The organism is Kitasatospora sp. NPDC086009, assembly GCF_044540385.1.
Classification (GTDB): Bacteria; Actinomycetota; Actinomycetes; order Streptomycetales; family Streptomycetaceae; genus Kitasatospora.
Genome location: NZ_JBITSA010000005.1, coordinates 62,696 through 84,815 on the forward strand (window position 1 = coordinate 62,696; position 22,120 = coordinate 84,815).

Annotated in this window: 23 protein-coding genes and 1 pseudogene; 14 read left to right on the forward strand and 10 right to left on the reverse strand. The window is 74.4% G+C overall.

What is annotated here, in order from left to right; translation table 11 throughout:
• Positions 1–2 precede the first annotated feature (2 nt).
• The 5 genes from pntB (at position 3) to ACIF6L_RS14860 (ending at position 4,609) form a co-directional block, all read left to right on the forward strand.
• Positions 3–1,478, forward strand: a complete 1,476-nt coding sequence (gene pntB, locus ACIF6L_RS14840) for a Re/Si-specific NAD(P)(+) transhydrogenase subunit beta (RefSeq protein WP_359838029.1) — start codon at positions 3–5, stop codon at positions 1,476–1,478.
• Positions 1,479–1,650: 172 nt separating this feature from the next.
• The gene (locus tag ACIF6L_RS14845; RefSeq protein ID WP_396487209.1) at positions 1,651–2,070 is read left to right on the forward strand and encodes a YciI family protein; all 420 of its coding nucleotides are present in this window, start codon (positions 1,651–1,653) and stop codon (positions 2,068–2,070) included.
• Positions 2,043–3,374 (forward strand): RNA polymerase sigma factor, encoded by a 1,332-nt coding sequence (locus ACIF6L_RS14850; protein WP_396487211.1) that lies wholly within the window; start codon positions 2,043–2,045, stop codon positions 3,372–3,374. Before ACIF6L_RS14845 ends, ACIF6L_RS14850 begins: the two co-directional genes overlap by 28 nt.
• 133 nt (positions 3,375–3,507) lie before the next feature.
• Positions 3,508–3,885, forward strand: a complete 378-nt coding sequence (locus ACIF6L_RS14855) for a hypothetical protein (RefSeq protein WP_352290160.1) — start codon at positions 3,508–3,510, stop codon at positions 3,883–3,885.
• 130 nt (positions 3,886–4,015) lie between these two features.
• Entirely contained in the window at positions 4,016–4,609 is a 594-nt protein-coding gene (locus ACIF6L_RS14860; protein ID WP_396487213.1) for a hypothetical protein, read from the forward strand.
• An 89-nt stretch (positions 4,610–4,698) separates the two neighbouring features.
• On the opposite strand, the gene ACIF6L_RS14865 is transcribed toward ACIF6L_RS14860, so the two are convergent.
• Entirely contained in the window at positions 4,699–5,484 is a 786-nt protein-coding gene (locus tag ACIF6L_RS14865) for a GNAT family N-acetyltransferase (RefSeq protein WP_396487215.1), read from the reverse strand.
• Between the two features lie 42 nt (positions 5,485–5,526).
• Positions 5,527–6,201, reverse strand: coding sequence for a hypothetical protein (locus ACIF6L_RS14870; protein ID WP_396487216.1), 675 nt, complete (start codon positions 6,199–6,201; stop codon positions 5,527–5,529).
• Positions 6,202–6,380: 179 nt separating this feature from the next.
• Here ACIF6L_RS14870 and ACIF6L_RS14875 point away from each other — a divergent pair.
• The 3 genes and pseudogenes from ACIF6L_RS14875 to ACIF6L_RS14885 all read left to right on the forward strand — a co-directional run.
• Positions 6,381–6,679 (forward strand): annotated as a pseudogene (locus ACIF6L_RS14875) (amidohydrolase); the annotation flags it as partial.
• Between the two features lie 135 nt (positions 6,680–6,814).
• Positions 6,815–7,198 carry a PadR family transcriptional regulator gene (locus tag ACIF6L_RS14880; protein ID WP_359810323.1) on the forward strand — a complete coding sequence of 128 codons (384 nt, stop codon included), beginning with the start codon at positions 6,815–6,817 and terminating at the stop codon, positions 7,196–7,198.
• Entirely contained in the window at positions 7,195–8,199 is a 1,005-nt protein-coding gene (locus ACIF6L_RS14885) for a hypothetical protein (protein ID WP_396487218.1), read from the forward strand. The genes ACIF6L_RS14880 and ACIF6L_RS14885 overlap by 4 nt, the downstream gene beginning before the upstream one ends.
• A 59-nt stretch (positions 8,200–8,258) precedes the next feature.
• Here ACIF6L_RS14885 and ACIF6L_RS14890 read toward each other — a convergent pair whose 3' ends face one another.
• From ACIF6L_RS14890 to ACIF6L_RS14900, 3 genes are all read right to left on the reverse strand, one after another.
• Complete coding sequence (locus ACIF6L_RS14890; RefSeq protein ID WP_396487220.1) at positions 8,259–8,879, reverse strand: TetR family transcriptional regulator; 621 nt, start codon at positions 8,877–8,879, stop codon at positions 8,259–8,261.
• Positions 8,876–10,423, reverse strand: a complete 1,548-nt coding sequence (locus tag ACIF6L_RS14895; protein WP_396487222.1) for an MFS transporter — start codon at positions 10,421–10,423, stop codon at positions 8,876–8,878. The genes ACIF6L_RS14890 and ACIF6L_RS14895 overlap by 4 nt, the downstream gene beginning before the upstream one ends.
• Positions 10,424–10,685: 262 nt before the next feature.
• A complete protein-coding gene (locus ACIF6L_RS14900; RefSeq protein ID WP_329491548.1) occupies positions 10,686–11,096 on the reverse strand; it encodes a Fur family transcriptional regulator in 411 nt (136 codons plus the stop codon).
• A 274-nt stretch (positions 11,097–11,370) separates the two neighbouring features.
• On the opposite strand from ACIF6L_RS14900, the gene katG reads away from it, so the two are divergent.
• Positions 11,371–13,599, forward strand: a complete 2,229-nt coding sequence (gene katG / locus ACIF6L_RS14905) for a catalase/peroxidase HPI (RefSeq protein WP_396487224.1) — start codon at positions 11,371–11,373, stop codon at positions 13,597–13,599.
• A gap of 73 nt (positions 13,600–13,672) precedes the next feature.
• Here the strand turns inward: katG and ACIF6L_RS14910 are convergent, their stop codons facing one another.
• Complete coding sequence (locus ACIF6L_RS14910) at positions 13,673–14,866, reverse strand: ricin-type beta-trefoil lectin domain protein (RefSeq protein ID WP_396487671.1); 1,194 nt, start codon at positions 14,864–14,866, stop codon at positions 13,673–13,675.
• A 281-nt stretch (positions 14,867–15,147) separates the two neighbouring features.
• On the opposite strand from ACIF6L_RS14910, the gene ACIF6L_RS14915 reads away from it, so the two are divergent.
• The 3 genes from ACIF6L_RS14915 to ACIF6L_RS14925 all read left to right on the forward strand — a co-directional run bounded on the left by ACIF6L_RS14915 (position 15,148) and on the right by ACIF6L_RS14925 (position 18,161).
• Positions 15,148–15,717: a TetR/AcrR family transcriptional regulator gene (locus tag ACIF6L_RS14915; RefSeq protein WP_396487226.1), complete on the forward strand. Its 570-nt coding sequence runs from the start codon at positions 15,148–15,150 to the stop codon at positions 15,715–15,717.
• Positions 15,718–15,814: 97 nt separating this feature from the next.
• Complete coding sequence (locus ACIF6L_RS14920) at positions 15,815–16,999, forward strand: GDSL-type esterase/lipase family protein (RefSeq protein WP_396487228.1); 1,185 nt, start codon at positions 15,815–15,817, stop codon at positions 16,997–16,999.
• Positions 17,000–17,180: 181 nt separating this feature from the next.
• A complete protein-coding gene (locus ACIF6L_RS14925; protein ID WP_396487229.1) occupies positions 17,181–18,161 on the forward strand; it encodes an alpha/beta fold hydrolase in 981 nt (326 codons plus the stop codon).
• A gap of 140 nt (positions 18,162–18,301) precedes the next feature.
• Here ACIF6L_RS14925 and ACIF6L_RS14930 read toward each other — a convergent pair whose 3' ends face one another.
• Together ACIF6L_RS14930 and ACIF6L_RS14935 are read right to left on the reverse strand one after the other, a co-directional pair.
• Positions 18,302–18,553: a DUF5302 domain-containing protein gene (locus ACIF6L_RS14930; protein ID WP_359810302.1), complete on the reverse strand. Its 252-nt coding sequence runs from the start codon at positions 18,551–18,553 to the stop codon at positions 18,302–18,304.
• A gap of 201 nt (positions 18,554–18,754) precedes the next feature.
• Positions 18,755–19,111, reverse strand: coding sequence for an FAD-dependent oxidoreductase (locus ACIF6L_RS14935; RefSeq protein ID WP_396487231.1), 357 nt, complete (start codon positions 19,109–19,111; stop codon positions 18,755–18,757).
• Positions 19,112–19,139: 28 nt separating this feature from the next.
• Between ACIF6L_RS14935 and ACIF6L_RS14940 the strand changes: the two genes are divergently transcribed.
• Positions 19,140–19,334, forward strand: a complete 195-nt coding sequence (locus ACIF6L_RS14940) for a hypothetical protein (protein ID WP_396487232.1) — start codon at positions 19,140–19,142, stop codon at positions 19,332–19,334.
• A gap of 13 nt (positions 19,335–19,347) precedes the next feature.
• On the opposite strand, the gene ACIF6L_RS14945 is transcribed toward ACIF6L_RS14940, so the two are convergent.
• Entirely contained in the window at positions 19,348–20,217 is an 870-nt protein-coding gene (locus ACIF6L_RS14945; RefSeq protein WP_396487234.1) for an MBL fold metallo-hydrolase, read from the reverse strand.
• A 130-nt stretch (positions 20,218–20,347) separates the two neighbouring features.
• On the opposite strand from ACIF6L_RS14945, the gene ACIF6L_RS14950 reads away from it, so the two are divergent.
• Entirely contained in the window at positions 20,348–20,776 is a 429-nt protein-coding gene (locus ACIF6L_RS14950) for a MarR family transcriptional regulator (protein ID WP_329491540.1), read from the forward strand.
• A gap of 36 nt (positions 20,777–20,812) precedes the next feature.
• Here ACIF6L_RS14950 and ACIF6L_RS14955 read toward each other — a convergent pair whose 3' ends face one another.
• Positions 20,813–21,949: an FAD-dependent oxidoreductase gene (locus ACIF6L_RS14955; RefSeq protein WP_396487235.1), complete on the reverse strand. Its 1,137-nt coding sequence runs from the start codon at positions 21,947–21,949 to the stop codon at positions 20,813–20,815.
• Positions 21,950–22,120: the final 171 nt, after the last annotated feature.

The following is a 22,120-nucleotide window of genomic DNA, read 5'->3' on the forward strand; positions in this document are numbered from 1 at the left end:
CGATGACTACCACGACGGCCGCCCATGCCGCGGACCTGGTCGCCGCCCTGTTGTTCATCCTCAGTCTGGCCGGGCTGTCCCAGCACCGCACCTCCCGCGCCGGGGTCGTCTACGGCATCGCCGGCATGGCGCTCGCCCTGGTCGCCACCGTCGTGCTGGCGTCCCGCAGCATCACCGCCGGCGCGGTCGCCCTGATCGTCGTCGCGATGGCGCTGGGCGCCGTGATCGGGCTGTGGCGGGCCCGGCAGGTCGAGATGACGCAGATGCCGGAACTGATCGCCGTGCTGCACAGCTTCGTCGGCCTCGCCGCGGTGCTGGTCGGGTGGAACAGCTACCTGGAGGTCGAGTCGCGGGGCTCGGCCCAGGTCGCCGTCGCCGCCGACCTGCTGCGGATCCACCACGCCGAGGTCGTGATCGGCATCTTCATCGGCGCGGTGACCTTCACCGGCTCCGTCGTCGCCTTCCTCAAGCTGTCCGGCCGGATCGCCTCGCGGCCGCTGATGCTGCCCGGCAAGAACGCGCTGAACCTCGGCGCGCTGGGCGTGTTCGTCGCGCTGACGGTCTGGTTCACCGTCAGCCCGGGCCTCGGCCTGGTGATCGCGGTGACGGCGCTCGCCCTCGCGCTGGGCTGGCACCTGGTGGCCTCGATCGGCGGCGGCGACATGCCCGTCGTCGTCTCGATGCTCAACAGCTACTCGGGCTGGGCCGCGGCCGCCGCCGGGTTCCTGCTCGACAACAACCTGCTCATCGTCACCGGCGCACTGGTCGGCTCCTCCGGCGCCTACCTCTCGTACATCATGTGCCGGGCGATGAACCGCTCCTTCATCTCCGTCATCGCCGGCGGCTTCGGCATCGAGGCGCCGTCCGGCGGGACGGAGGAGCAGGGCGAGCACCGCGAGGTGCGCGCCGAGGAGGCGGCGCGGCAGCTCGCACAGGCCCGTTCGGTCGTCATCACCCCCGGGTACGGGATGGCGGTGGCGCAGGCGCAGCACCCGGTCGCCGAGCTCACCCGCCGGCTGCGTGAGCGCGGCGTCGACGTCCGCTTCGGGGTCCACCCCGTCGCCGGGCGGCTGCCGGGGCACATGAACGTGCTGCTCGCCGAGGCGAAGGTGCCGTACGACATCGTCCTGGAGATGGATGAGATCAACGACGACCTCGCCGCCACCTCCGTCGTCCTCGTCATCGGCGCCAACGACACCGTGAATCCGGCCGCCACCGACGACCCGACCAGTCCGATCGCCGGCATGCCGGTGCTGCGGGTGTGGGAGGCGGAGCAGGTGATCGTGTTCAAGCGGTCGATGGCCTCCGGCTACGCCGGGGTCCAGAACCCGCTGTTCTTCCGCGAGAACACCGCCATGCTCTTCGGCGACGCCAAGCAGAGTGTCGAGGACATCCTGCGCGCCCTCGACGACGACGGCCGGGACACCCCGGCCCCGGCCGCCCGCCGGACGGCGGCGGCCGGCCGGAGCGCCGGGTAGACCCCCGGCCGACCGTTCCCGCGGCCCGGCGGCGGGAACGGTCGGCCCGCCGGTCGGGCCGGGAGGGATCCGGCCCGGAAATTCTTTCGCCGCCGTGTCGATCCGCGGCCGTCCCGTTCGACCTGGGATAGAGAGGACCGAAGAACGGTCCCCGGGACGAAGGAGAGCAGTCGTGGCGAAGTACATGTTGATCATGCGGGGCAGTGACGAGTCGCTCGCGAAGATGATGGAGACGCCGTTCGACGAGATGCTCGCGACCATGGGCCGCTACAACGACGAGCTGATCCGGGCCGGCGTGCTCGTCGCGGCCGAGGGCCTGGACGACGCGGCGCAGGGCGTGGTGGTCGACGTCAGCGGGGAGACCCCGGTTGTCACCGACGGCCCGTACGGTGAGACCAAGGAACTGTTCGGCGGCTTCTACATCCTCGACGTGGCCTCGAAGCAGGAGGCGGTCGAGTGGGCCAAGCGGCTGCCGTCCTTCCCCGGCACCAAGATCGAGATCCGGCGCGTGCCGGGGATCGACGAGTTCCCGCAGGACAACGAGTGGATCATCAAGGAACGGGCATGGCGCGAGCGGACCGGCCAGCTCTGACACCTCCGGCACCGGACGATCCGCCGGGCGGCGCGGCCGCCCGGCGGGCGGTCGAGGCCCTCTGGCGGATCGAGTCCGCGCGGATCGTCGGCGCGCTCACCCGGTACACCGGGGACTTCGACCTGGCCGAGGACGTCGCGCAGGAGGCCCTGGCCCAGGCGCTCGTCGCCTGGGCGCGCGACGGCGAGCCGGCCAGCCCGGTGGGCTGGCTGCTGAACACCGCCCGGCGGCGCGCCATCGACCACTTCCGCCGCCGCGCCGCCCTCGACGACCGCTACGCCGCGCTGGCCGGCGGGCTCGGCGAGGGCGGGGCGAGCTCGGGCGCCGAGCCGCCCGCGGACCGGTCCGACGACCCGCCCTGGGACCCGGACCGGATCGAGGACGACGTCCTCGCGCTGATCTTCGTGGCCTGCCACCCCGTGCTGTCACCCGAGGCCCGCACGGCGCTGACCCTGCGCGTGGTGGCCGGCCTCTCCAGCGAGGAGATCGCCCGGGCCTTCCTGGTACCCGTGCCGACCGTCCAGGCGCGGATCACCCGGGCGAAGAAGACGATCGGCGCGGCCGGGGTGCCCTTCGAGCTGCCCCCGGCGACGGAACGGCGCGAGCGGCTCGGCGGGGTCCTCAGCGTGCTCTACGTGATCTTCACCGAGGGCTCGACGGCGACGTCCGGCGACCGGCTGCTGCGCCCCGGTCTCGCCTACGAGGCGATCCGGCTGGCCCGCACGCTCACCGCGCTGCTGCCCGCGGAACCGGAGGTGTTCGGGCAGCTCGCCCTCTTCGAGCTCACCGCCGCGCGCTTCCCCGCGCGTACCGGTCCGGACGGCGAGGCCGTGCTGCTGGAGGACCAGGACCGCCGGTTGTGGGACCGCTCCGCCGCCCGCCGAGGCCTGGCCGCGCTCACCCGGGCGACGGCCGCCGGGCGCGGCCTCGGGCCGTACGGGCTGCAGGCGGCGATCGCCGCCTGCCACGCCACGGCCCCCTCCGTCCAGGAGACCGACTGGGACCGGATCGTGCTGCTCTACGAGGCGCTCGGCCGGGTCGCGCCCTCCCCCGTGGTCGAACTCAACCGGGCGGTCGCCGTCGCCATGGCGTCGGGGCCGCAGGAGGCGCTGCCCCTGGTCGACACGCTGGCCGCCGCCGGCCGACTGTCCGGCTCCCACCTGCTGCCGAGCGTGCGCGGCGAGCTGCTCTCCCGGCTCGGCCGCACCGCGGAGGCGCGGGCGGAGCTGGAACTCGCCGCCCGGCTCTGCCGCAACGCCCGCGAGCGGTCGGTCCTGCTGCGCAAGGCGGCGGCGCTCGGCTGACGCCGCGTCACCTCGCCTACCGGAACCGGGTGTCGCCCCCCGGCGTCCTCCTCCGCGACGAGGATGGCCGGGGTGCGGGGGCGGCCGTCCCTCGGGTCGGGCGGCCCCGCTCCGGTACACCAGGGGGACGCCGATGATCGAGTACTTCCGTGGCCGCGGCCGGGCCGTCAGGATCGGCTGGGCGGCGGCCCTCCTGGCGCTCCTCCCGGTGGTCGCCGACTTCCACTTCGAGAACACCGTCCGGGAGAACGGCGAGATCACCGGCTACAGCTACCTCAGCGTCTCGGCGATCGTCGCCGCGCTCTGCGGAGCCGTCTACGCGTTCAGGCGCTTCTCGGCGGCCCGGTACGACGGGGCGCTGACCGGGGCCGTCAAGGCCGCGCTGGTCGCCGTCGTGCTGGTCAGCCTGGTCCAGGGCGTGCGCGGCTCGGGGGTGGTGCCCGCGCAGACCGAGTGCCGCGCCTCCTACAGCCTCCACCTCTGCCGCCCGGCCGACACCGCCCGCGGCTGACCGGCCACCGGCCCGCCCCGCTGGGCCGAGCGGGTGGGGTCGGGCGGGGACCGGTGTGGGAGCCGGGGGTGACCACGGGTCGGGGCGGGAGGCTGGTGCTCCGGAGCCGGCGGCAGGCAGGAGAGAGCCCGTGAGTGAGCCCAGCCGTCGAGGTGTCCGCGGCCGCGCGGCGGTGGGCGGTGCGGACCTGTCCGCCGACCCCGGGGTACTCGGGACGGCGCTCGCCGTGGTGCTGGCGTTCTCCTTCGCCGAGGGCTCCTGGCAGTGGTTCTCCACCTACCTCGGTGTGACGCTGCTCGCGGTGGTCCTCTCCTTCGGCCGGGTGCCGGTCCGCACGCCGGGCCGACGCGTCAGCTATGCCTGCGGCCTGGCGGCGTACGCGCTGGTCGTGGGCCTCTGTGTGGCCCTGGCGCTGGCCCCGGCGCTGCAGCGCTGGGACTGGCTGTTCCCGATGCCGGGCACCCGGCAGTCCTGCCCGGAGGCGGGCCGGTACGAGAGCCTGCGGACCCAGGCCGCCCTGGGGGGCCTGGGCGGGGCGGACCCCGACGCGCTGGAGTCCGCGCAGCGGGAGCAGAGCCGCGCGGTCGTCGACGACTGCCTGGCGGCGACGACGACCCACTGGCTGCCGGTCTACGCGCTGGGGGCGGCCCTGCTGGTGGGGGGTGCGGCCGCGTGGTCGTCGGGGCGGGCGAGGACGCGCGGGACGACCGCGGCCTCCGCCTGAACTCCGGCCGCCCCGCGCGACCCCCGAGGACGGGTGACCGCCCCGGGCAGGCGACCGGCGGGCGGGCGCCCGGGACGGCGGCGTACCGGTCAGCGCGCGGTGAACGTCGCCTCGGTGAAGGAGGTGACCTCGGTGAAGCCCAGCCGCCGGTACAGCTCCACGGCGGCCGCGTTGTCCGCGCGGACGTTCAGCCCGATGTGGTCGCTGCCGTCCGCGAGCTGCCGGCAGAGCGCGGCCACGCAGGCCCCGGCCGCGCCCTGGCGCCGGACCGCGGGGTGCGTCGCGACGTTGCCGAGCACGGCCACCCGCTGGACGGGCGACCAGGCGTGCACACCCGCGACGGCGACCAGCCGGCCGTCCCGGCGGGCGCCGACGTACTGGCCGGTGTCGAGCATCCGGTCGTCGAACCAGTTCCCCGGGTAGGCCTCGGCGAACAGCTTCACCAGCTCGGGCAGGTCCGCGCGGCCCAGCGGGACCGGCGCCCACGGGTCGGCGGGGTGCGCCGCCGCGCGCTCCGGGTCGGTCAGCACCATCCGCAGCAGGGTGCCGTGGCGGCGCACCTCGTACTCCTCGGCCAGCACCTCGGCCGCGTCGCCGGTCAGGTGGCCGAAGAAGCGGCGCGGCAGGACCGGCAGCAGTTCCCGGACCAGCTCCGCCACCTCCGGTGCCTCGGCGGCCCCGCCGAAGGCCAGCAGGGTGGGGGTGTCGCCGACCGCGTACAGCAGCGCCACCGGGCCGTCCGGGGCGAGGCCGTACCAGGATGTGTGCGGCCACAGCAGGTCGTCGAGGTCACCGAGTTCCATCAGGTGCAACGCCGGGTCCCGTCGGAAGCGGGCTTCGAGGGCGGCGCGGTCGTGCAGGCTCCGCAAAGGCATCGGGCCAGCATACGGAGGCCGCCGGGCCGGCCGGCCGGAGGCTCAGGAGGTGAGCTGCCCGGGCCGCCCCGGCACCCAGAGCGGCACCGGACCGGCCTGGGCCATCGACCGGATGGCGTACTCCTCCAGCCGGGCGGCCGCCCTACCCGGGTCGTCGCCGCTCAGTTCCGCCAGGGCGGTGGCGGCGGCGCGGGCGCAGGCGAGGATGAGCGCGAGCGTGTCCTGGCGGCGGTGCCGGCGGCGGACGTAGGCCTCGGACCGTTCGGCGATGCGGCGGTCGTGGCACTCCCGCTCCGCCGCCGCGTCGGGGCCGGCGGCGGTCGCCGCCTGCACGCCGTGCCAGAGCAGGGCGAGCGCGACGGGCTCGACCGGATGGGCGGTGTCGGAGCATCGCGACCGCTCGTGCGCCTCGGCCGACTCCCGGCCCAGCAGCTCCAGCGCCGCCGGCCCGTCCCCCTCGCGGGTCAGCAGGACCAGCTCCGCCGCCCGGCGGACGAGCTGGTGCAGGGCCGCGCCCGCCGGCACCCGGAGCCCGGGCGCGGCCGGGTCGGCGAAGGCCAGCCAGGTGTCGGCGAACGAGGCCGCCCGCAGTTGCCACAGCCAGGGCCGGGCCCCGGCCCCGAGCCGTTCGCCGGTCGCCAGCCGGATCAGCCCCACGGCGGCGAGATCCGCCGCATCGGTGTCCGACCCGAGCCCGAACAGCCGTCCACTCCTCATCACGCACCCCCGTCAGCGCCATCACTCTGTGACGCGCACATCTCACCACATTGGGACGCGGACGAACTGGCCACGGCCCCCGATGAGACCCACGACACGTGGCCGGCCGGCTACCCCGGGCCGCTCACCGGAGGTGCCACCGCCCGGCGGCGCCCCGCGTCAGGAGGGCGTAGACCCACTGGCCGATCGCCCCCTACCCGCCGCTGGGCGTGATGGCCGGAGCCCGCCACCGCCGCCCCAGCCGCGACCTCACCGAGCCGCCGCACGGGATCGAGCAGGCGCTCACCCCGCTGGAAGCCCTCCGGGGCATGACCGTCAACCCCGCCCGGGCCGCCGAGGAGGAGGGGACGGCCGGCCGACCGCGCTGGCCGCGCTGGCCGACGACCCGCTCACCGTCCCCAGTACCGAACTGGCCGAACTTCCGGTCCTGTTGACCGTCGTGGACGGGCGGCCGACGCACCGCTCCCCCGGCCTCTGACCGGGCCGACACGATCCGGCGGCACCGGGGCCCGGGCACCCCAGGTGCCCGGGCCCGGCCCCGCCGTCGGCATCTTCTGACGGCCCGATAGCTCAATCATCGACATACTCTGATCATTTAGCTATGCTCGCCCCCATGGCTAACCGTCAACTACAGGAGCCGACCAGGCTCGTGCTCACCGCGCTGGCCGACGCCCCCCGGCACGGCTACGCGATCGTCCAGGAGGTGCTGGCCATCTCCGGCGGCCGGACCAAGCTCCTCACCGGCACCCTCTACACGGCACTGGACCGCCTCCTCCAGCAGGGGCTGATCCGGATCGACCACGAGGAGACCGTCGCGGGCCGGATGCGCCGCACCTTCGCCCTCACCGAGGAGGGCCGGCAGGTGCTCGGCGAGGAGACGGAGCGCCTGCGCGCCGGCGTCGCAGAGGCCGACCGCCGGCTCGCCCTCGGCCGCGGGCCGAACCCCGGCCGCGGGACCGGCCTCAGCATGCCCCGACTGAACGGAGCCACCGCATGAGCACGCACGCCCAGGCCACCCCGCCGCCCGCCAGGCTCGCCCTGCTGGGGCTCTACCCCGCCGCCTACCGGTCCTCGCACGGCGAGGAGATCGCCGCCGTCTTCGCGGAGTCCGTACAGGACGGCGACCGCCGCACCGTCCTGCGCGAGTGGACGGCCCTCGCCGCGCACGCCGTCCGGCTGCGGACCCGGCTCAGCTCACGCGACCCCGCCGGCCGCGTCCTCGCCGGCGCGGCGCCGTTCACCCTCGCCGGCGGCGCGGCCCTGGCCACCGTGCACCTGGTGATGAGCCTCTTCCTCACGGTGCCCCGGGTGGACCTGTTCAGCCCGAACGCCACGGCCACCGCCGTGGTGGGCGCGGTGCAGACCGCGCCCTGGATCCTCGCGCTGGTCCTCGCCGCACTCGGGCGCTGGGGCCACGCCCGACTGCTGGTCCTGGCCGGCGTCCTCGCCGGGGCCGGCGCTCCGGCCGCCTTCCTCGTGTACCCGTCGGGGGCGTTCCTCCAGTACGTCTTCCTGCTCCCGCTCTGGCTGCTGCTCGCCGGGCCGGTCCTGATCGCCCCGCCGGACGCCGTCGACCGGTCCGCGCGCGGCCGCACCGGGGCGGCGCTCGCCGCCGTCGCCGTGGCACTGCCGATGACCGCGCTCGTCCTGCGCTGGCCGTGGGCCGGCCCCGGGGACCTCTCCGAGCCCGTCTTCTCCGACAGCCTGCAGACCCTCCTCGACGTCTCCACGGCCTGGCCCGCCCTGGTGATGACGATCGCCTACCTCGTCCAGCTCGCCGCCGCCCGCCCCGACCGGCTGCGGGCCGCCGGCGCCGCCCTGGCCGTCCTCCCCTGGACCGCCATGCTGGCCCCGCCCTACTACTGGGCGCCGCCGATCAGGTTCGCCGAACTCGCCCGCGACGCCGGGGTCGTGGCCGCCTTCCTGGCCGTCGCCACCGCCCTCGCCGCACTGCGCCGCACCCGCGCCACCACCCCGGAGCCGGTCGAACCGGCCTGACGGCGGGGCCCCGACCGGCGTGACCGGTCGGGGCCCGCACGGGGGCCAGCCAGCCGGTCTCAGGCGCCGTCGACGAGCCGTTGCAGCGCCGGGGCGTACAGCTCGGCCAGCCGCTCGGGGGTGGCGTGGTCGCCCGCGCCCGGGCGGTGCAGGCTGAGCGTCGCGCCGAGCCCGAGCAGCTGGCCGGCGATCAGTTCGGCGCGCAGCTCGGCGTCCGGCCCCGGCAGAGAGGCGGCGAGGCGGTCCGTCACCTGGCGGCGGAACCGCTCGCGCAGCAGGGTCCGCTCGTCGTCGTTGCCGAGCGAGAAGACCACGCGCAGCAGGGGGTCACCGCGCTGCTCCCGGCGCATCCGGACCACGGTGAGCACCAGGTGGCGGCCCAGCGCGCCGGGCTCGGCGGCGAACAGCTCGTCCGCCGCCGGCCCGAAGTCGGCGACGGTGTTGAACAGGTGCTCCTTGCTGCCGAACCGCTTCACGATCAGCGACGGGCTGACGCCCGCGTCGGCCGCTATCCCCCGCATGGTGACGTCGGCGTAGGGGCGCAGGGCGAAGGCCCGGCGGGCGGCGCGCAGGATCGCGTCCCGCCCGGTGCCCTGCTCGGCCTCGCCGAGCTGTTCGGGCCGCCCGGTCACCGGCCCGGTGGCCGGTTCGGTCGCGCCGGTCTCGTCGGCGATGGTCATGCGCTCTCCTGGGCCGGGGCCGCCGGGGTCGTCACCCCGACCGTACCGGCTGCGGCGGGGCCCGGGCGCGCCCTGCGGCCGGCGGGCAGGAAGAGGGTCGCGACCAGCGCGGCGGCGGCCATCCCGGCCGCGATCAGGAAGATCAGCAGATAGGCGTGCAGGGTGGGGGCGGTGCGCCCGGCGACGGTGAACGTGACGTGGGCGAGCACGGCGGTGACCACCGCGCTGCAGCAGGCCTGCCCGACCGAGCGCATCAGCGTGTTCAGCCCGTTCGCCGCGCCCGTCTCGCCGACCGGCACCGCCCGCATCACCAGCGCGGGCAGCGCCGAGTACGCGAGGGCGGTGCCGGAGGCGACGACGGTGGCCCCGGCCACGATCAGCCAGAGGCTGTGACTGGTGAAGAACCGCACCAGGTAGCCGACCACCATCACGGACGCCGCGACGGCGAGCGTCGTCCGGGGGCCGTACTTGGCGGAGATCCGGGCGGACAGCGGGGACAGCGCGACCATCGCCAGGCCGCCCGGCAGCAGGCAGAGCCCGCCCACCACGATCGAGGCGCCGAGACCGTAGCCGGTCTCCTTGGGCTCCTGCACCATCTGCGCGGTGACCAGGGAGTTCGCGTAGAAGGCGAAGCCGATGAGCATCGCGGCCAGGTTGGTCAGCAGCACCGCGGGCCGGGCCGAGACCCGCAGGTCGACCATCGGCGAGGCGGTGCGCAGCTCGTACCGGCCCCAGAGCAGCCCGAGCAGCAGCGAGCCGCCGAGCAGGCCGAGCGTGCGCGGCGAGGTCCAGCCCCAGCCGGCGCCCTGGGTGATCGCGAGCAGCAGGCCGACCAGGACGGCGCCGAGGCCGAGGGTCCCGGGGAGGTCGAAGCGCCCCCGGGAGCGCAGCGGCGACTCCGGCACGATCCGGAGCACCAGGGCGATGTCCAGCACGCCGAGCGCGGCGGAGGCCCAGAACATGGTGTGCCAGTCGAAGTTCTCCACGACCAGCGCCGCCACCGGCAGCCCTATCGCGGCGCCGATGCCGAGGGTGGAGCTCATCAGGGCGATGGAGGGCAGCACGCGCTCGGGCGGCAGTTCGTCGCGGATGATGCTGATGCCGAGCGGGATGACGGCGAGGGCCGCGCCCTGCAGCGCGCGGCCGGCGATCAGCACGCCGATCTGCGAGCTCACGGCGCACAGCACGGACCCGGCGGTGAGCACGCCCAGCGAGGCGAGCAGCACCCGGCGCTTGCCGTACATGTCGCCGACCCGGCCGAGCACGGGGGTGAAGACCGCGCCGGTCAGCAGGGTGACGGTGACCAGCCAGCCGGCCGCGCCCGGCGAACTGCCGGTCAGCGCGGGCACGTGCGGGAGCAGCGGCACGACCAGGGTCTGCATGACCGCGACCACGACGCCGCAGAAGGCGAGGACGGGCACGATCAGATCGGCCCGCGGCGTCCTGGCGGGCGGGACGGGGGAGGTCTGGCCGGGCTCGGCCGTCACCGGGGTCATCGTGCTCCAGACGCTGGTCCACAGACGGGTGCACAGACGTTCACCCATCCCAGGGTAAACGCTTGTGCACCCCCTGTCCCGCCCTTTACGCATCCAACCCCCGACGGCCGCGCCCTCGTCGCCGACGGCGCCGGCCGGGGCGGTGGTTCGTCGAGCTCCAGCGGGGAGATCATCGTCGTCGACGAGAGCAGCAGCGGTTCGAGCACCTTGAGCGGCCGTCCGTCGACCGCACCGCAGCCGAAAGGGGCCGCCCGAACCCTTGGGTTCGGCCGGCCCCTTCGGCGGGTCGGCGAGCCGCCGGCCCCGGGCGTCAGGCGCAGTCCGGGCAGATCCCGCGGTAGGTGACCTCGGCGGTGGCGACGGCGAAGCCGAACCGCTGCTCGGCCGGAAGGTCGGCCAGCGGGTCCCCGGCCGGGTGGACGTCGCGGATCGTGCCGCAGCCGGAGCACACCAGGTGCTGGTGCGGGCGGTGGGCGTTGGGGTCGTAGCGCCGGGCCCGGCCGTCGGTGGCGACCTCCATGACCTCGCCGAGGCCGACCAGTTCGCCGAGGGTGTTGTAGACGGTCGCGCGGGAGATCTCCGGCAGCCGCTGGACCGCGCGGGCGTGCACCTCGTCGGCCGTGAGATGGACGTGATCGCCGTCGAGGACCTCCGCGACGACGCGCCGCTGGGCGGTCAGTCGCCAGCCGCGCCCTCTCAGCCGTACCAGCAGGTCACTCATATCGGTTCACCTATTCAGGCTCATGGGGGAACCCCGGATTCTAGCAGTGGCCTTCCGAACCCCGACGGGATAGTGACTCGGTGTGGTTCTTGACTTGGAATCTGTCCATCGTAGGATCGGTTCCGGCGATAGCCTAGGGGGCAGTGAGGCTCCGGAACGGCGGTGAGCACCTCCGCGTCGGGTGAGCTAGTCCTCCTCATTGAACGCCCCCCCAGGTGCTCCGCCCTTCGATCGTTCCTGAACAACGTGATCCGCCCGGCCCGGAAGGATTCCCATGTCTGAGAACCACGACGCGATCGTCACCGATGCGAAGGCGGAGGGGGGAGGCTGCCCCGTCGCGCACGGGCGCGCCGCGCACCCGACCCAGGGCGGTGGAAACCGCCAGTGGTGGCCGGACCGGCTCAACCTGAAGATCCTTGCCAAGAACCCGGCCGTGGCCAACCCGCTCGGTGCGGACTTCGACTACGCCGAGGCGTTCAAGACGCTCGACCTCGCCGCCGTCAAGCGCGACCTCGCCGAGGTGCTGACCACCTCGCAGGACTGGTGGCCGGCCGACTTCGGCCACTACGGCCCCTTCATCATCCGGATGGCCTGGCACAGCGCGGGCACCTACCGGATCAGCGACGGCCGCGGCGGCGCCGGTGCCGGCCAGCAGCGTTTCGCGCCGCTGAACAGCTGGCCGGACAACGCCAACCTCGACAAGGCCCGCCGCCTGCTGTGGCCGGTGAAGAAGAAGTACGGCCAGAGCCTGTCCTGGGCCGACCTGCTGATCCTGGCCGGCAACGTCGCGCTGGAGACGATGGGCTTCCAGACCTTCGGCTTCGGCGGCGGTCGCGAGGACGTCTGGGAGCCGGAGGAGGACGTCTACTGGGGCCCCGAGACGACCTGGCTCGACGACGAGCGCTACACCGGCGACCGTGACCTGGAGAGCCCGCTGGGCGCCGTCCAGATGGGCCTGATCTACGTCAACCCGGAAGGCCCCAACGGCACCCCGGACCCGATGGCCGCGGCCCGCGACATCCGCGAGACCTTCCGCCGGATGGCGATGAACGACGAGGAGACCGTCGCCCTGATCGCGGGCGGCCACACCTTCGGCAAGACCCACGGCGCGGGCCCGGCCGACAACGTCGGCCCCGACCCCGAGGCCGCCCCGCTGGAGCTGCAGGGCCTGGGCTGGCAGAGCACCTACGGCAGCGGCAAGGGCGACGACACGATCACCAGCGGCCTTGAGGGCATCTGGACCAACACGCCCACCACCTGGGACAACACCTTCTTCGAGATCCTCTTCGGCTACGAGTGGGAGCTGTTCAAGAGCCCGGCCGGCGCCCACCAGTGGCGGCCCAAGGACGGCGGCGGCGCCGGTACCGTCCCGGACGCGCACGACGGCTCGAAGACCCACGCGCCGACCATGCTGACCACCGACCTCGCGCTGCGGGTCGACCCGGTCTACGAGCAGATCTCCCGGCGCTTCCTGGCCGAGCCCGCGGCCTTCGCGGACGCCTTCGCCCGGGCCTGGTTCAAGCTCACCCACCGCGACATGGGTCCGGTCGTGCGCTACCTCGGCCCCGAGGTCCCGTCGGAGACCCTGCTGTGGCAGGACCCGCTGCCCGCCGTCACGCACGAGCTGGTCGACGCCGCGGACATCGCCGCCCTCAAGCAGCAGGTGCTGGCCTCCGGCCTGACCGTCGCCCAGCTGGTCTCCACCGCCTGGGCCTCGGCCTCCACGTTCCGCGGCAGTGACCTGCGCGGCGGTGCCAACGGCGCCCGGATCCGGCTGGAACCGCAGAGCGGCTGGGAGGTCAACGGGCCCGACGAGCTGGCGACCGTGCTGCGCACCCTGGAGAGCGTGCGCGACTCGTTCAACGCCGGCCGGACGGACGGCAGGGCGATCTCGATCGCCGACCTGATCGTCCTCGCGGGCGCGGCCGGTGTGGAGAAGGCCGCCGCCGACGCCGGCTTCCCGGTCGTGGTGCCGTTCACCCCGGGCCGGGTGGACGCCGCCCAGGACGAGACCGACGTCGAGTCCTTCGCGGCGCTGGAGCCGACCGCCGACGGGTTCCGCAACTACCTGGGCAAGGGCAACCGGCTGCCGGCCGAGTACCTGCTGCTGGACCGGGCCAACCTGCTGACCCTGAGCGCCCCGGAGCTGACCGTCCTGGTCGGCGGCCTGCGCGTGCTGGGCGCCAACCACCAGCAGTCCTCGCTGGGCGTCCTGACCGACACCCCCGGCCGGCTGACCAACGACTTCTTCGTCAACCTGCTCGACCTGGGCACGACGTGGAAGGCCACCGCCGCGGACGCGAACACCTTCGAGGCCCGGGACGCCGTCACCGGCGAGGTCCGCTGGACCGGCACCCGCGCCGACCTGGTGTTCGGCTCCAACTCGGAGCTGCGGGCGCTCGCCGAGGTCTACGCGAGCGACGACGCGAAGGAGAAGTTCGTGACGGACTTCGTCGCGGCCTGGACCAAGGTGTCCGAGCTCGACCGCTTCGACCTGCGCTGACCGCGGGTCACCCGACCCTGACGGTCCGCCGTGCCCCGGCCGCCCTCCGGCGACCGGGGCACGGCGCTGTTCGTCAGGGGTTCAGCGTCCACTTCTGGTTGCCGGCCCCGGTGCAGGTCCAGAGCTGGGTCGCGGTGGCATCGGCCGGGTTGTTGCCGGCCACGTCCAGGCACTTGTTCGCCGGCACGTTGACCAGGTCGCGGGTGGCCGCGTTGTACGACCAGCGCTGGGCACCGGTGCCGTTGCAGTCCCACAGCTGCACCTTGGTGCCGTCCGCGGTTCCCGCGGCATTGGCGTCCAGGCACTTGCCGAGCGCGCGCACCGTGCCGTCGGTGCCGACCGTCCAGCGCTGCGCGGCCGTCCCGTTGCAGGTGTAGAGCTGGACCTGGGTGCCGTTGGCGGTGCCCGCGGCGGCCACGTCCAGGCACTTGCCCGCCAGCCCGGTCAGGGTGCCGCCCGTGGGGGTGCCGCCGGAGGTGGTCACCCGCACGTAGTCCACGACCAGTTGCTGCGGGAAGGCGGTGCCGGCGTCCGGGTCACCGGGCCAGTAGCCGCCGACGGCGAGGTTGAGGATGAGGAAGAAGGGCTTGTTGAACGCCCAGCTCCGGCCGCCGAGATCGGCCGGGGTGCGGCGCTGGTAGACCGTGCCGTCCACGGACCAGGAGATCGAGTCGGGCGCCCAGTCGACGGCGAAGGTGTGGAAGGCGTCCGCGAAGGCCTGGCCGCCCGGGAGGCTGTACCCGGCGCCGATGCCGCCGCTGCCCGAGTAGCCGGGGCCGTGGATGGTCCCGTGCACCGTGCCGGGCTCGAAGCCGACGTTCTCCATGACGTCGATCTCACCGCTGTTCGGCCAGCCGACCTGGCCGATGTCGTTGCCCAGCATCCAGAAGGCCGGCCACATGCCCTGGCCGCGCGGGACCTTCATCCGGGTCTCGACGTGCCCGTAGGCCTGGGCGAACCGGCCGGAGGTGTTCAGCCGGGCCGAGGTGTACTGACAGGTTCCGTACCAGCACTGGTAGTTGGCCGGGTTCTCGCGGCGCGCCGTGATCACCAGGTGGCCCTGGCCGTCCAGCGCGGCGTTCGCGGTCCCGGCCGTGTAGTACTGGCGCTCGTGGTTGTTGACGTTGTCGCCGGTCTCGGTCTGCCACCTGCCCGCGTCGACCGCCGACCCGGCGGGGCCGTCGAAGTTGTCCTCGAAGTTCACTGCTTGAACGGAGGTCGGGGCCGCCGTGGCCTGGGCCGGTCCCCAGGCGAAGGTCGCGACCATGGCCAGCAGAAGCCCGAACGTGGTTGCCAGGGACTGTCGGTGGATCGACGAGGGCATACGCAACCGCCTTGGTCTGGAGGGTCGTGGGAGAGCCCGGCCGGGACCTTTCTTCACGAAGTGAACTCTCATGGCGGAACGCTGTCAATCACTTGAACGGGGGCCCGCTCCCGCGACCCGCCCGCACCCTGGCCGCCGCACCGCCCTTCCCTATATCTCCCGTCGATTTGCCTAAAGGTATTAGGCAAATGCATCATCGGTTCTGTCGAACGAGAGGACGGGACATGGGACGCGTAGGGCTGACCACCGAGCGCCTGACACGGGCGGGCGCCGAGCTGGCCGACGAGGTCGGCTTCGAGCAGGTGACCGTCTCGGCACTCGCCAGGCGGTTCGACGTCAAGGTCGCGAGCCTGTACTCACACGTCAAGAGCTCCCAGGACCTCAAGACCAGGATCGCCCTGCTCGCCCTGGAGGAGCTCGCCGACCGCGGCGCCGACGCGCTGGCCGGGCGGGCGGGCAAGGACGCCCTGACGGCGCTGGCCGACGTCTACCGCGACTACGCGCGGCAGCACCCCGGCCGCTACGCGGCGACCCGTCAGCCGCTCACCCCGGAGGCGGCGGCGGCCAGCACCGGCGGCCGCCACGCGGAGATGACGCGGGCGATCCTGCGCGGGTACGACCTCACCGAACCGGACCAGACCCACGCCGTCCGCCTGCTGGGGAGCGTCTTCCACGGCTACGTCAGCCTGGAGCTGGCCGAGGCCTTCAGCCACAGCGCCCCCGACTCCCAGGAGTCCTGGACACGGATCCTGGACGCCCTCGACACCCTGCTGCGCAACTGGCCCGCGCCCTGACCCGGGCCCCTCGCCCGCCACGGGCGGCGCCCGACCGGCCGCCCGGCCCGCGTCCGGGCCGCCGCCCCCGCACTTCCCGAAGCACAAGGTTGAGACGATGAACACCACCCCGCACACCTGGATCACCACGCCCGTCACCGCGGAGCTGCTGCGCGGCGCCCTGGACCTGGAGCGGACCGAGCACGGTCTGCTCCCGCACCGGCTGCCCGCCTGGGTCCGCGCCCGCAACACCGACGGCCAGCTGGCCATGGCCGAGTCCCAGCCCTCGGGCGTACGCCTGGCCTTCCGCACCCGGGCCACCGCGATCGAACTGGACACCCTGCCCACCAAGCGGGTCTACCCGGGCGCACCGCCCCGCCCGGACGGCGTGTACGACCTGCTCGTCGACGGCCGCCCGGCCGGGCAGTCCACCGTTCCCACCGGCAACACCCTGACCATCGACCTGGCCACCGGGTCCGCGCGGACCCGGCCCGGGCCGGTCGGCACCGCCCGGTTCCCCGCACTGCCCGAGGGCGTCAAGGACGTCGAGATCTGGCTGCCGCACAACGAGACCACCGAACTGGTGGCGCTGCGCACCGACGCCCCCGTCGAGCAGCACGCGGCCGACCGGAGCCGCAAAATCTGGCTGCACCACGGGAGTTCGATCAGCCAGGGGTCCGACACCGCGAGCCCCAGCACGACCTGGCCGGCGCTCGCCGCCGCGCTCGGCGGTGCGGAGCTGGTCAACCTGGGCCTGGGCGGCAGCGCCCTGCTCGACCCGTTCACCGCCCGGACCATGCGCGACACCCCCGCCGACCTGATCAGCGTCAAGATCGGCATCAACCTCGTCAACACCGACCTGATGCGGCTGCGCGCCTTCACCCCGGCCGTCCACGGCTTCCTCGACACCATCCGCGAGGGGCACCCGGACGCGCCGCTGCTGGTGGTCTCGTCCATCCTCTGCCCCATCCACGAGGACACCCCCGGCCCCAGCGCCCCGGACCTCACCGCCCTCGCCACCGGGCGCCTGCGGTTCCTGGCCACCGGCGACCCGGCGGAGCGGGCGGGCGGGAAGCTCACCCTGCGCGTCATCCGGGAGGAGCTGGCCCGCATCGTCCGGCAGCGCTCCGCCCAGGACCCGAACCTGCACCACCTCGACGGCCGCGAGCTGTACGGCGAGGCGGACTTCGCCGAGCTGCCGCTGCCCGACGCGCTCCACCCGGACACCGCCGCGCACCGCCGCATCGGCGAGCGCTTCGCCGCCCTGGCCTTCGGCCCCGGCCGGCCGTTCGCGGCGCGGTAGCGGGGAGCGCGGGCAACCGGTAGCGGTAGCGGGGAGCGCGGGAGCCGAAGCCGGCCGGGCGGTTTGCCGAACCGGCAACAGCCCTCGCCCGGAGCCCACCGGGCGCACCATGATCGGCGGCGAGACAACGTGCGCCGGAGCGCCACCCCGCGTCCGGCCGACCGAATCGTCAGGAGGACGCATGTCACCCCACCTCGCGGGCGCCACCCACCGGTTGGTCCCCACCCCCGGCGGCCGGATCCACCTGGTGGAACAGGGCAGCGGGCCGCTGGTCCTGCTGGTGCACGGGTTCCCGGAGTCCTGGTACTCCTGGCGCCGCCAGTTGCCCGCGCTGGCCGCGGCCGGGTACCGCGCGGTCGCCGTCGACGTCCGGGGGTACGGGCGCTCCACCGCCCCCGAGGACCCGGCCGCGTACCGGATGCTCGACCTCGTCGAGGACAACGTCGCGGTGGTGCACGCCCTGGGCGAACGGTCCGCGGTGATCGTCGGCCACGACTGGGGGGCGACCATCGCCGCCGACTCCGCCCTGGTCAGGCCGGACGTGTTCCGTGCGGTGGGACTGCTGAGCGTCCCGTACCTGCCGCGCGGCGGTCCGCGCCCCAGCGAGGTCTTCGCGGGGATGGGCGGCGACGAGGAGTTCTACGTCGCCTACTTCCAGGAGCCGGGCCGCGCCGAGGCCGAGATCGAACCCGATGTGCGCGGCTGGCTCGCGGGCTTCTACGCGGCGCTGTCCGCCGACACCATGCCGGCCCCGGGCGCACCCGATCCGCACTTCGTCGGCCCGGGCGGGACGCTGCGCGACCGGTTCCCCGCCGGCCGGCTGCCCGGCTGGCTCAGTGCGGAGGACCTCGACTTCTACGCCGGTGAGTTCGAGCGGACCGGCCTGCGCGGGGCGCTGGCCCGGTACCGCAGCATGGACCGGGACTGGGAGGACCTCGCCCGCTTCGACGGCGCCCCGATCACCCAGCCCTCGCTGTTCGCCGGCGGCGGCCTGGACGCCTCCACCACCTGGCTGGCCGAGGCGATCGCGGCCTACCCCGTCACGCTTCCCGGTCTGCTCTCCTGCCACGTCCTCGACGGCTGCGGGCACTGGATCCAGCAGGAACGACCGGACGAGGTCAACCGGCTCCTGACCGACTGGCTGGCCTCCCTGCCCGCCTGACCGGCCGGGCCGGCCCGACCGGCCCGCGGACCGTGGCCCGGGTGAACGTCTCCGCCGCCCGCCCCGCGAGGGACCGGGCGGCGGAGACGCCAGGTGGACCGGGCGGCGCCGGATCCGGCGCCGCCCGAGCGGTCGAGTGCTCAGCCACCGCTCTTGCGGCGGAAGTTGCGCTTGCCGCCGGCCGCGGCGTGGGCGCCGTGGATCTTCGAGTCGCCGTTCGGGCCGCCGGACGCGGCGCCGCCCTTGGTGCCGTGCTTGCGCTCCAGCGCGGCCAGGAACCGGGCCTTGACGTCGTCCTGCGTGGCGGGCGCCGCGGCGGCCTGGTCGGCCTCCGCGCCGGTGGCCTTCTCGGTGTTCTCGGCGTGGTCGGACGACGTTGATTCGCTGCTCATACGGGACCTCCTGGAAGGGTGCTGCCGGTTGACGGCTTCACGCACACGATGTCACGTTCGGCGGCCTCCCCCGAACCGGTGGCGGCGGACACCGCTCGGGGTACCCGGCTGATCCCGTTCACCGGGCCGTCGGGGCCGCCCCCCGAACGGCGGCCGCGCCGGATCCGGGGGCGGGCGGGCCTTCCCGCGACGTACCGGCCGTCATTGGTGGTCCCCCCAGTGGGCCAGGAGCTGCTCGGCACTGTCGGGGGCGAAGGCACCCTCGATGCCCTCCGCCGCGTCGGCGGCGGCCGCGGCGGAACGGGGCAGCAGGACGCGCTCGTACGCGGTGACGGCGCCGTCGACGGTCGGGTGGTCCAGGACGGCGCGGGCGAGGTCGGCGCCGTCCAGCATGGCGAGGTTGGCGCCCATGCCGGAGAAGGGGGACATCAGGTGGGCGGCGTCGCCCAGCAGGGTGACGCCGGGGGTGTGCGGCCAGCGGTGGGGCACCGGCAGCGCGTACAGGGGCCGGTTGACGTAGCCGGTGTCGCCGTCGGTCGCGGACCTCGTCCGCGACACCCCCGCGCTGAGTGAGTACGCCCGCCGGATGTGGATGCGCCACCAGGGGGCCCTGGCCCGCGCCGTCGCCGACGCGACCGGCGCCGAGCCCGACGACCCGCGCTGCGCCGCGCTGGCCCGGTTCACCCTCGAAGCCTCGGCGCTCGCCCGCGACTCGGCGGACCCGGCGCGGGCCCTGGACGCCGCCTTCGACCTCCTCGAACACGGCTGGCAGGCCGGCTGACCGGGCGGTCGGGTCAGGCGTCCAGCGGCTGCCACGCCGGGCCGGACCCGCCCCGCCGGACGTGGCCGAACACCACGTCGGCGAAGTGCACGCCGAAGCCGATCGTGCCGGGCTCCGCCAGCTCGGCGACCAGTCGGCGGCGGTGCTCGGCGGTCCGGGTCAGGTCGTGGTCGAAGCCCGAGGACCAGTCCGGGTGGTCGATCTGGATCGGCGAGTGCGCGGTGTCGCCGAAGGCGATCAGCCGTCGGCCGCCCCCGGTGATGACGTACTCGGCGTGCCCGGGGGTGTGCCCCGGGAGGATCCGCACGCGGACGCCCGGGAAGACCTCCTGCCCGTCCGTGATCGTCCGGACGCGCGGGGCCAGGGCCGCGACCTGCTCGTCCGCGAGGTCCCGCTGCTCCCATTCCGGCGCGGAGACCAGGTAGTCGGCATGGGCGAACAGCGGCCGGTCCCCGCCGGGGGCGGGGAGGGCGGCCCAGCCGAGGTGGTCGGCGTGGAGGTGGGTGAAGGCCACCGCCTCGATGTCCTCGGGGGCGCGGCCGAGCCGGGCCAGGCCGTCCGGGAGCGCGCCGCCGCGGATCGTGGCGAGGGGCCCGGCCGGCGCGGCGTGCGACCGGGGGCCGAAGCCCGCGTCGATCAGCAGCGCGCGGTCGCCGTGCTCCACCAGCAGGCTGCCGACGCTCCCGACCAGGTGGCCCCCGGCGTCCAGGTACTCCGGGTGCGCGGCCCACACCTCGCCGGTGCTGTCCGGGAGCACGTCCAGGGGGCGCAGCCGCACATCACCGTCCGGCACGTACGACACCGTGGTGTCGCCCAGCCGTATCGAGCGGACCCCCGCCGGCCGGCGCAGTCGCTCGCCCTGACCTACCGTCATGTCGGCCATGAGTTCTCTCCCGTGTGTCGTCGTCAGTTCGGCGCCGGGGTTCCGGCGCCGTCGACGCCACCATAAGCATCAAGCTCGAATCATTCAAGCTGCAATTATGTTGGCTTGACGAACTGCTAGAGTGGGCGCCATGACGACGTTCTCCGAGCCGCAGGCCATCGCCGTGCGACAGCTGTGCGGCCTGGTGAACGGGCTGAACCAGCGGATCGTCGAGCATGTGCGCGTGCGGGCGGCCACCCTCGGGCTCACCCCCTCCCAGGCGGCCGCGCTGCGGGAGATGAGCGGGCCGATGACCATGCGCGAGCTCGCCGAGCGCATGAGCTGCGAGCCCTCCAACACCACCTTCGTCGTCGACAAGCTGGAGAAGCAGCAGCTGATCGAGCGGCACCCGCACCCCACCGACCGCCGCGCCAAGCAGCTCGTGCTCACCGCCGAGGGCACCGCGCTGCGCGAACGGCTCCTCGAACTCCTCACCGAGGGCTCGCCGCTGGGCAGCCTCACCGCACAGGAGAGGCAGCTGCTGCACGGCCTGCTGGAACGGGCCGTCGCCCCCGCGTAGGGCGGCGAGCGCGAGGAGCCCCGGACCGGCGGTCGATCAGCCGGTGGCGGCGAACCGCTCCAGCAGGCCCTCCAGCGCGCGCTCGCCGAACATCTGCGCCAGGCTCGCGGCGGACTCGGCGGCCGAGGCCGCGCCGCGCGGGAACATCGGCTCCTCGTAGGCCCGCAGGGCGGCCTCGACGTCGTCCGGGTGGGCGGCGAGGGCCAGGCCGAGTTCGGCCCCGTCGAGCATCGCGAGGTTGGCACCCTCCCCCGCGAACGGGGACATCAGGTGCGCGGCGTCGCCCAGCAGCGTCACACCGGGGGTCCGCTCCCAGCGGTGGCCGATCGGCAGGGCGTGGACGCGCCGCCCGACCAGCGCGCCGTCAGCCTCCCCCACCAGCGCCCGCAGGCTCTCGTGCCAGCCGTCGAAGTGGGCCAGGACGGCGTCCTTGGCGGCGGCGGTGTCGGCCAGGTCGACGCCGTCCAGCCACTCCTCGGCGACCTTGAGGGCGGTGTAGACGTGCAGACTGCCGTCGCCCTCCCGGTGGGCCAGGAAGCCCCTGCCCTCCCCGAGGGAGAAGAAGAAGCCCCCGCCGATCAGGGCCGCCGCGGCCGGGTGACGGGTGTCCGCCTCGTGCAGGTCGGCCTCGACGAAGGAGACGCCGGTGTAGGCCGGCGTCGCCGCGGAGAGCAGCGGGCGGATCCGGGACCAGGCGCCGTCCGCACCGACCAGCAGATCGGTGGTGACGGCCGAACCGTCCTGGAAGCGCAGTTCGTGACGGCCGTCGCCGAGCGGGCGGGCGCCGGTCGCCTTCCGCCCCCAGTGGACGGTCCCGGGCGTGAGGGAGTCGAGCAGCAGGTCGCGCAGCCGGCCGCGGTCGACCTCGGGGCGGTCGCCGCTGCCGTCGTCCTCCTCGCTGTGGCGGACGGCGCCGTCCGGGGCGACGATCCGCATGGCCTGGCCGCCCGGGTGGACGAGGCCGAGGAAGGGCTCGTGCAGGCCGGCCGCGCGGAGCGCACGCCGGCCCGTGTCGCCGTGGATGTCGAGCATGCCGCCCTGCGTGCGGGCCTCCCGGGAAGGCTCCAGGTCGAAGACGGTCGCGGCGATGCCGTGCACCTGGAGGACGCGGGCCAGGGTCAGACCGCCGAGGCCGGCGCCGACGATCGCGAGGGGGTGGTGGGTGGTGGTCATGACGTGCTCCTCGGGCGGGTACGGGCGTGGGGTCGCGGGTGGGGGCGGTCGGGCCGGCGGCTCGGGACGAGCGGGCGGCGCGCCCTCCTCTCCAACGTAACGAACATGTTCGTCAGGAACAAGGTCTTAACGAACATGTTCGTCTGCGCCGAACTTGTTCGCCCCGAACGC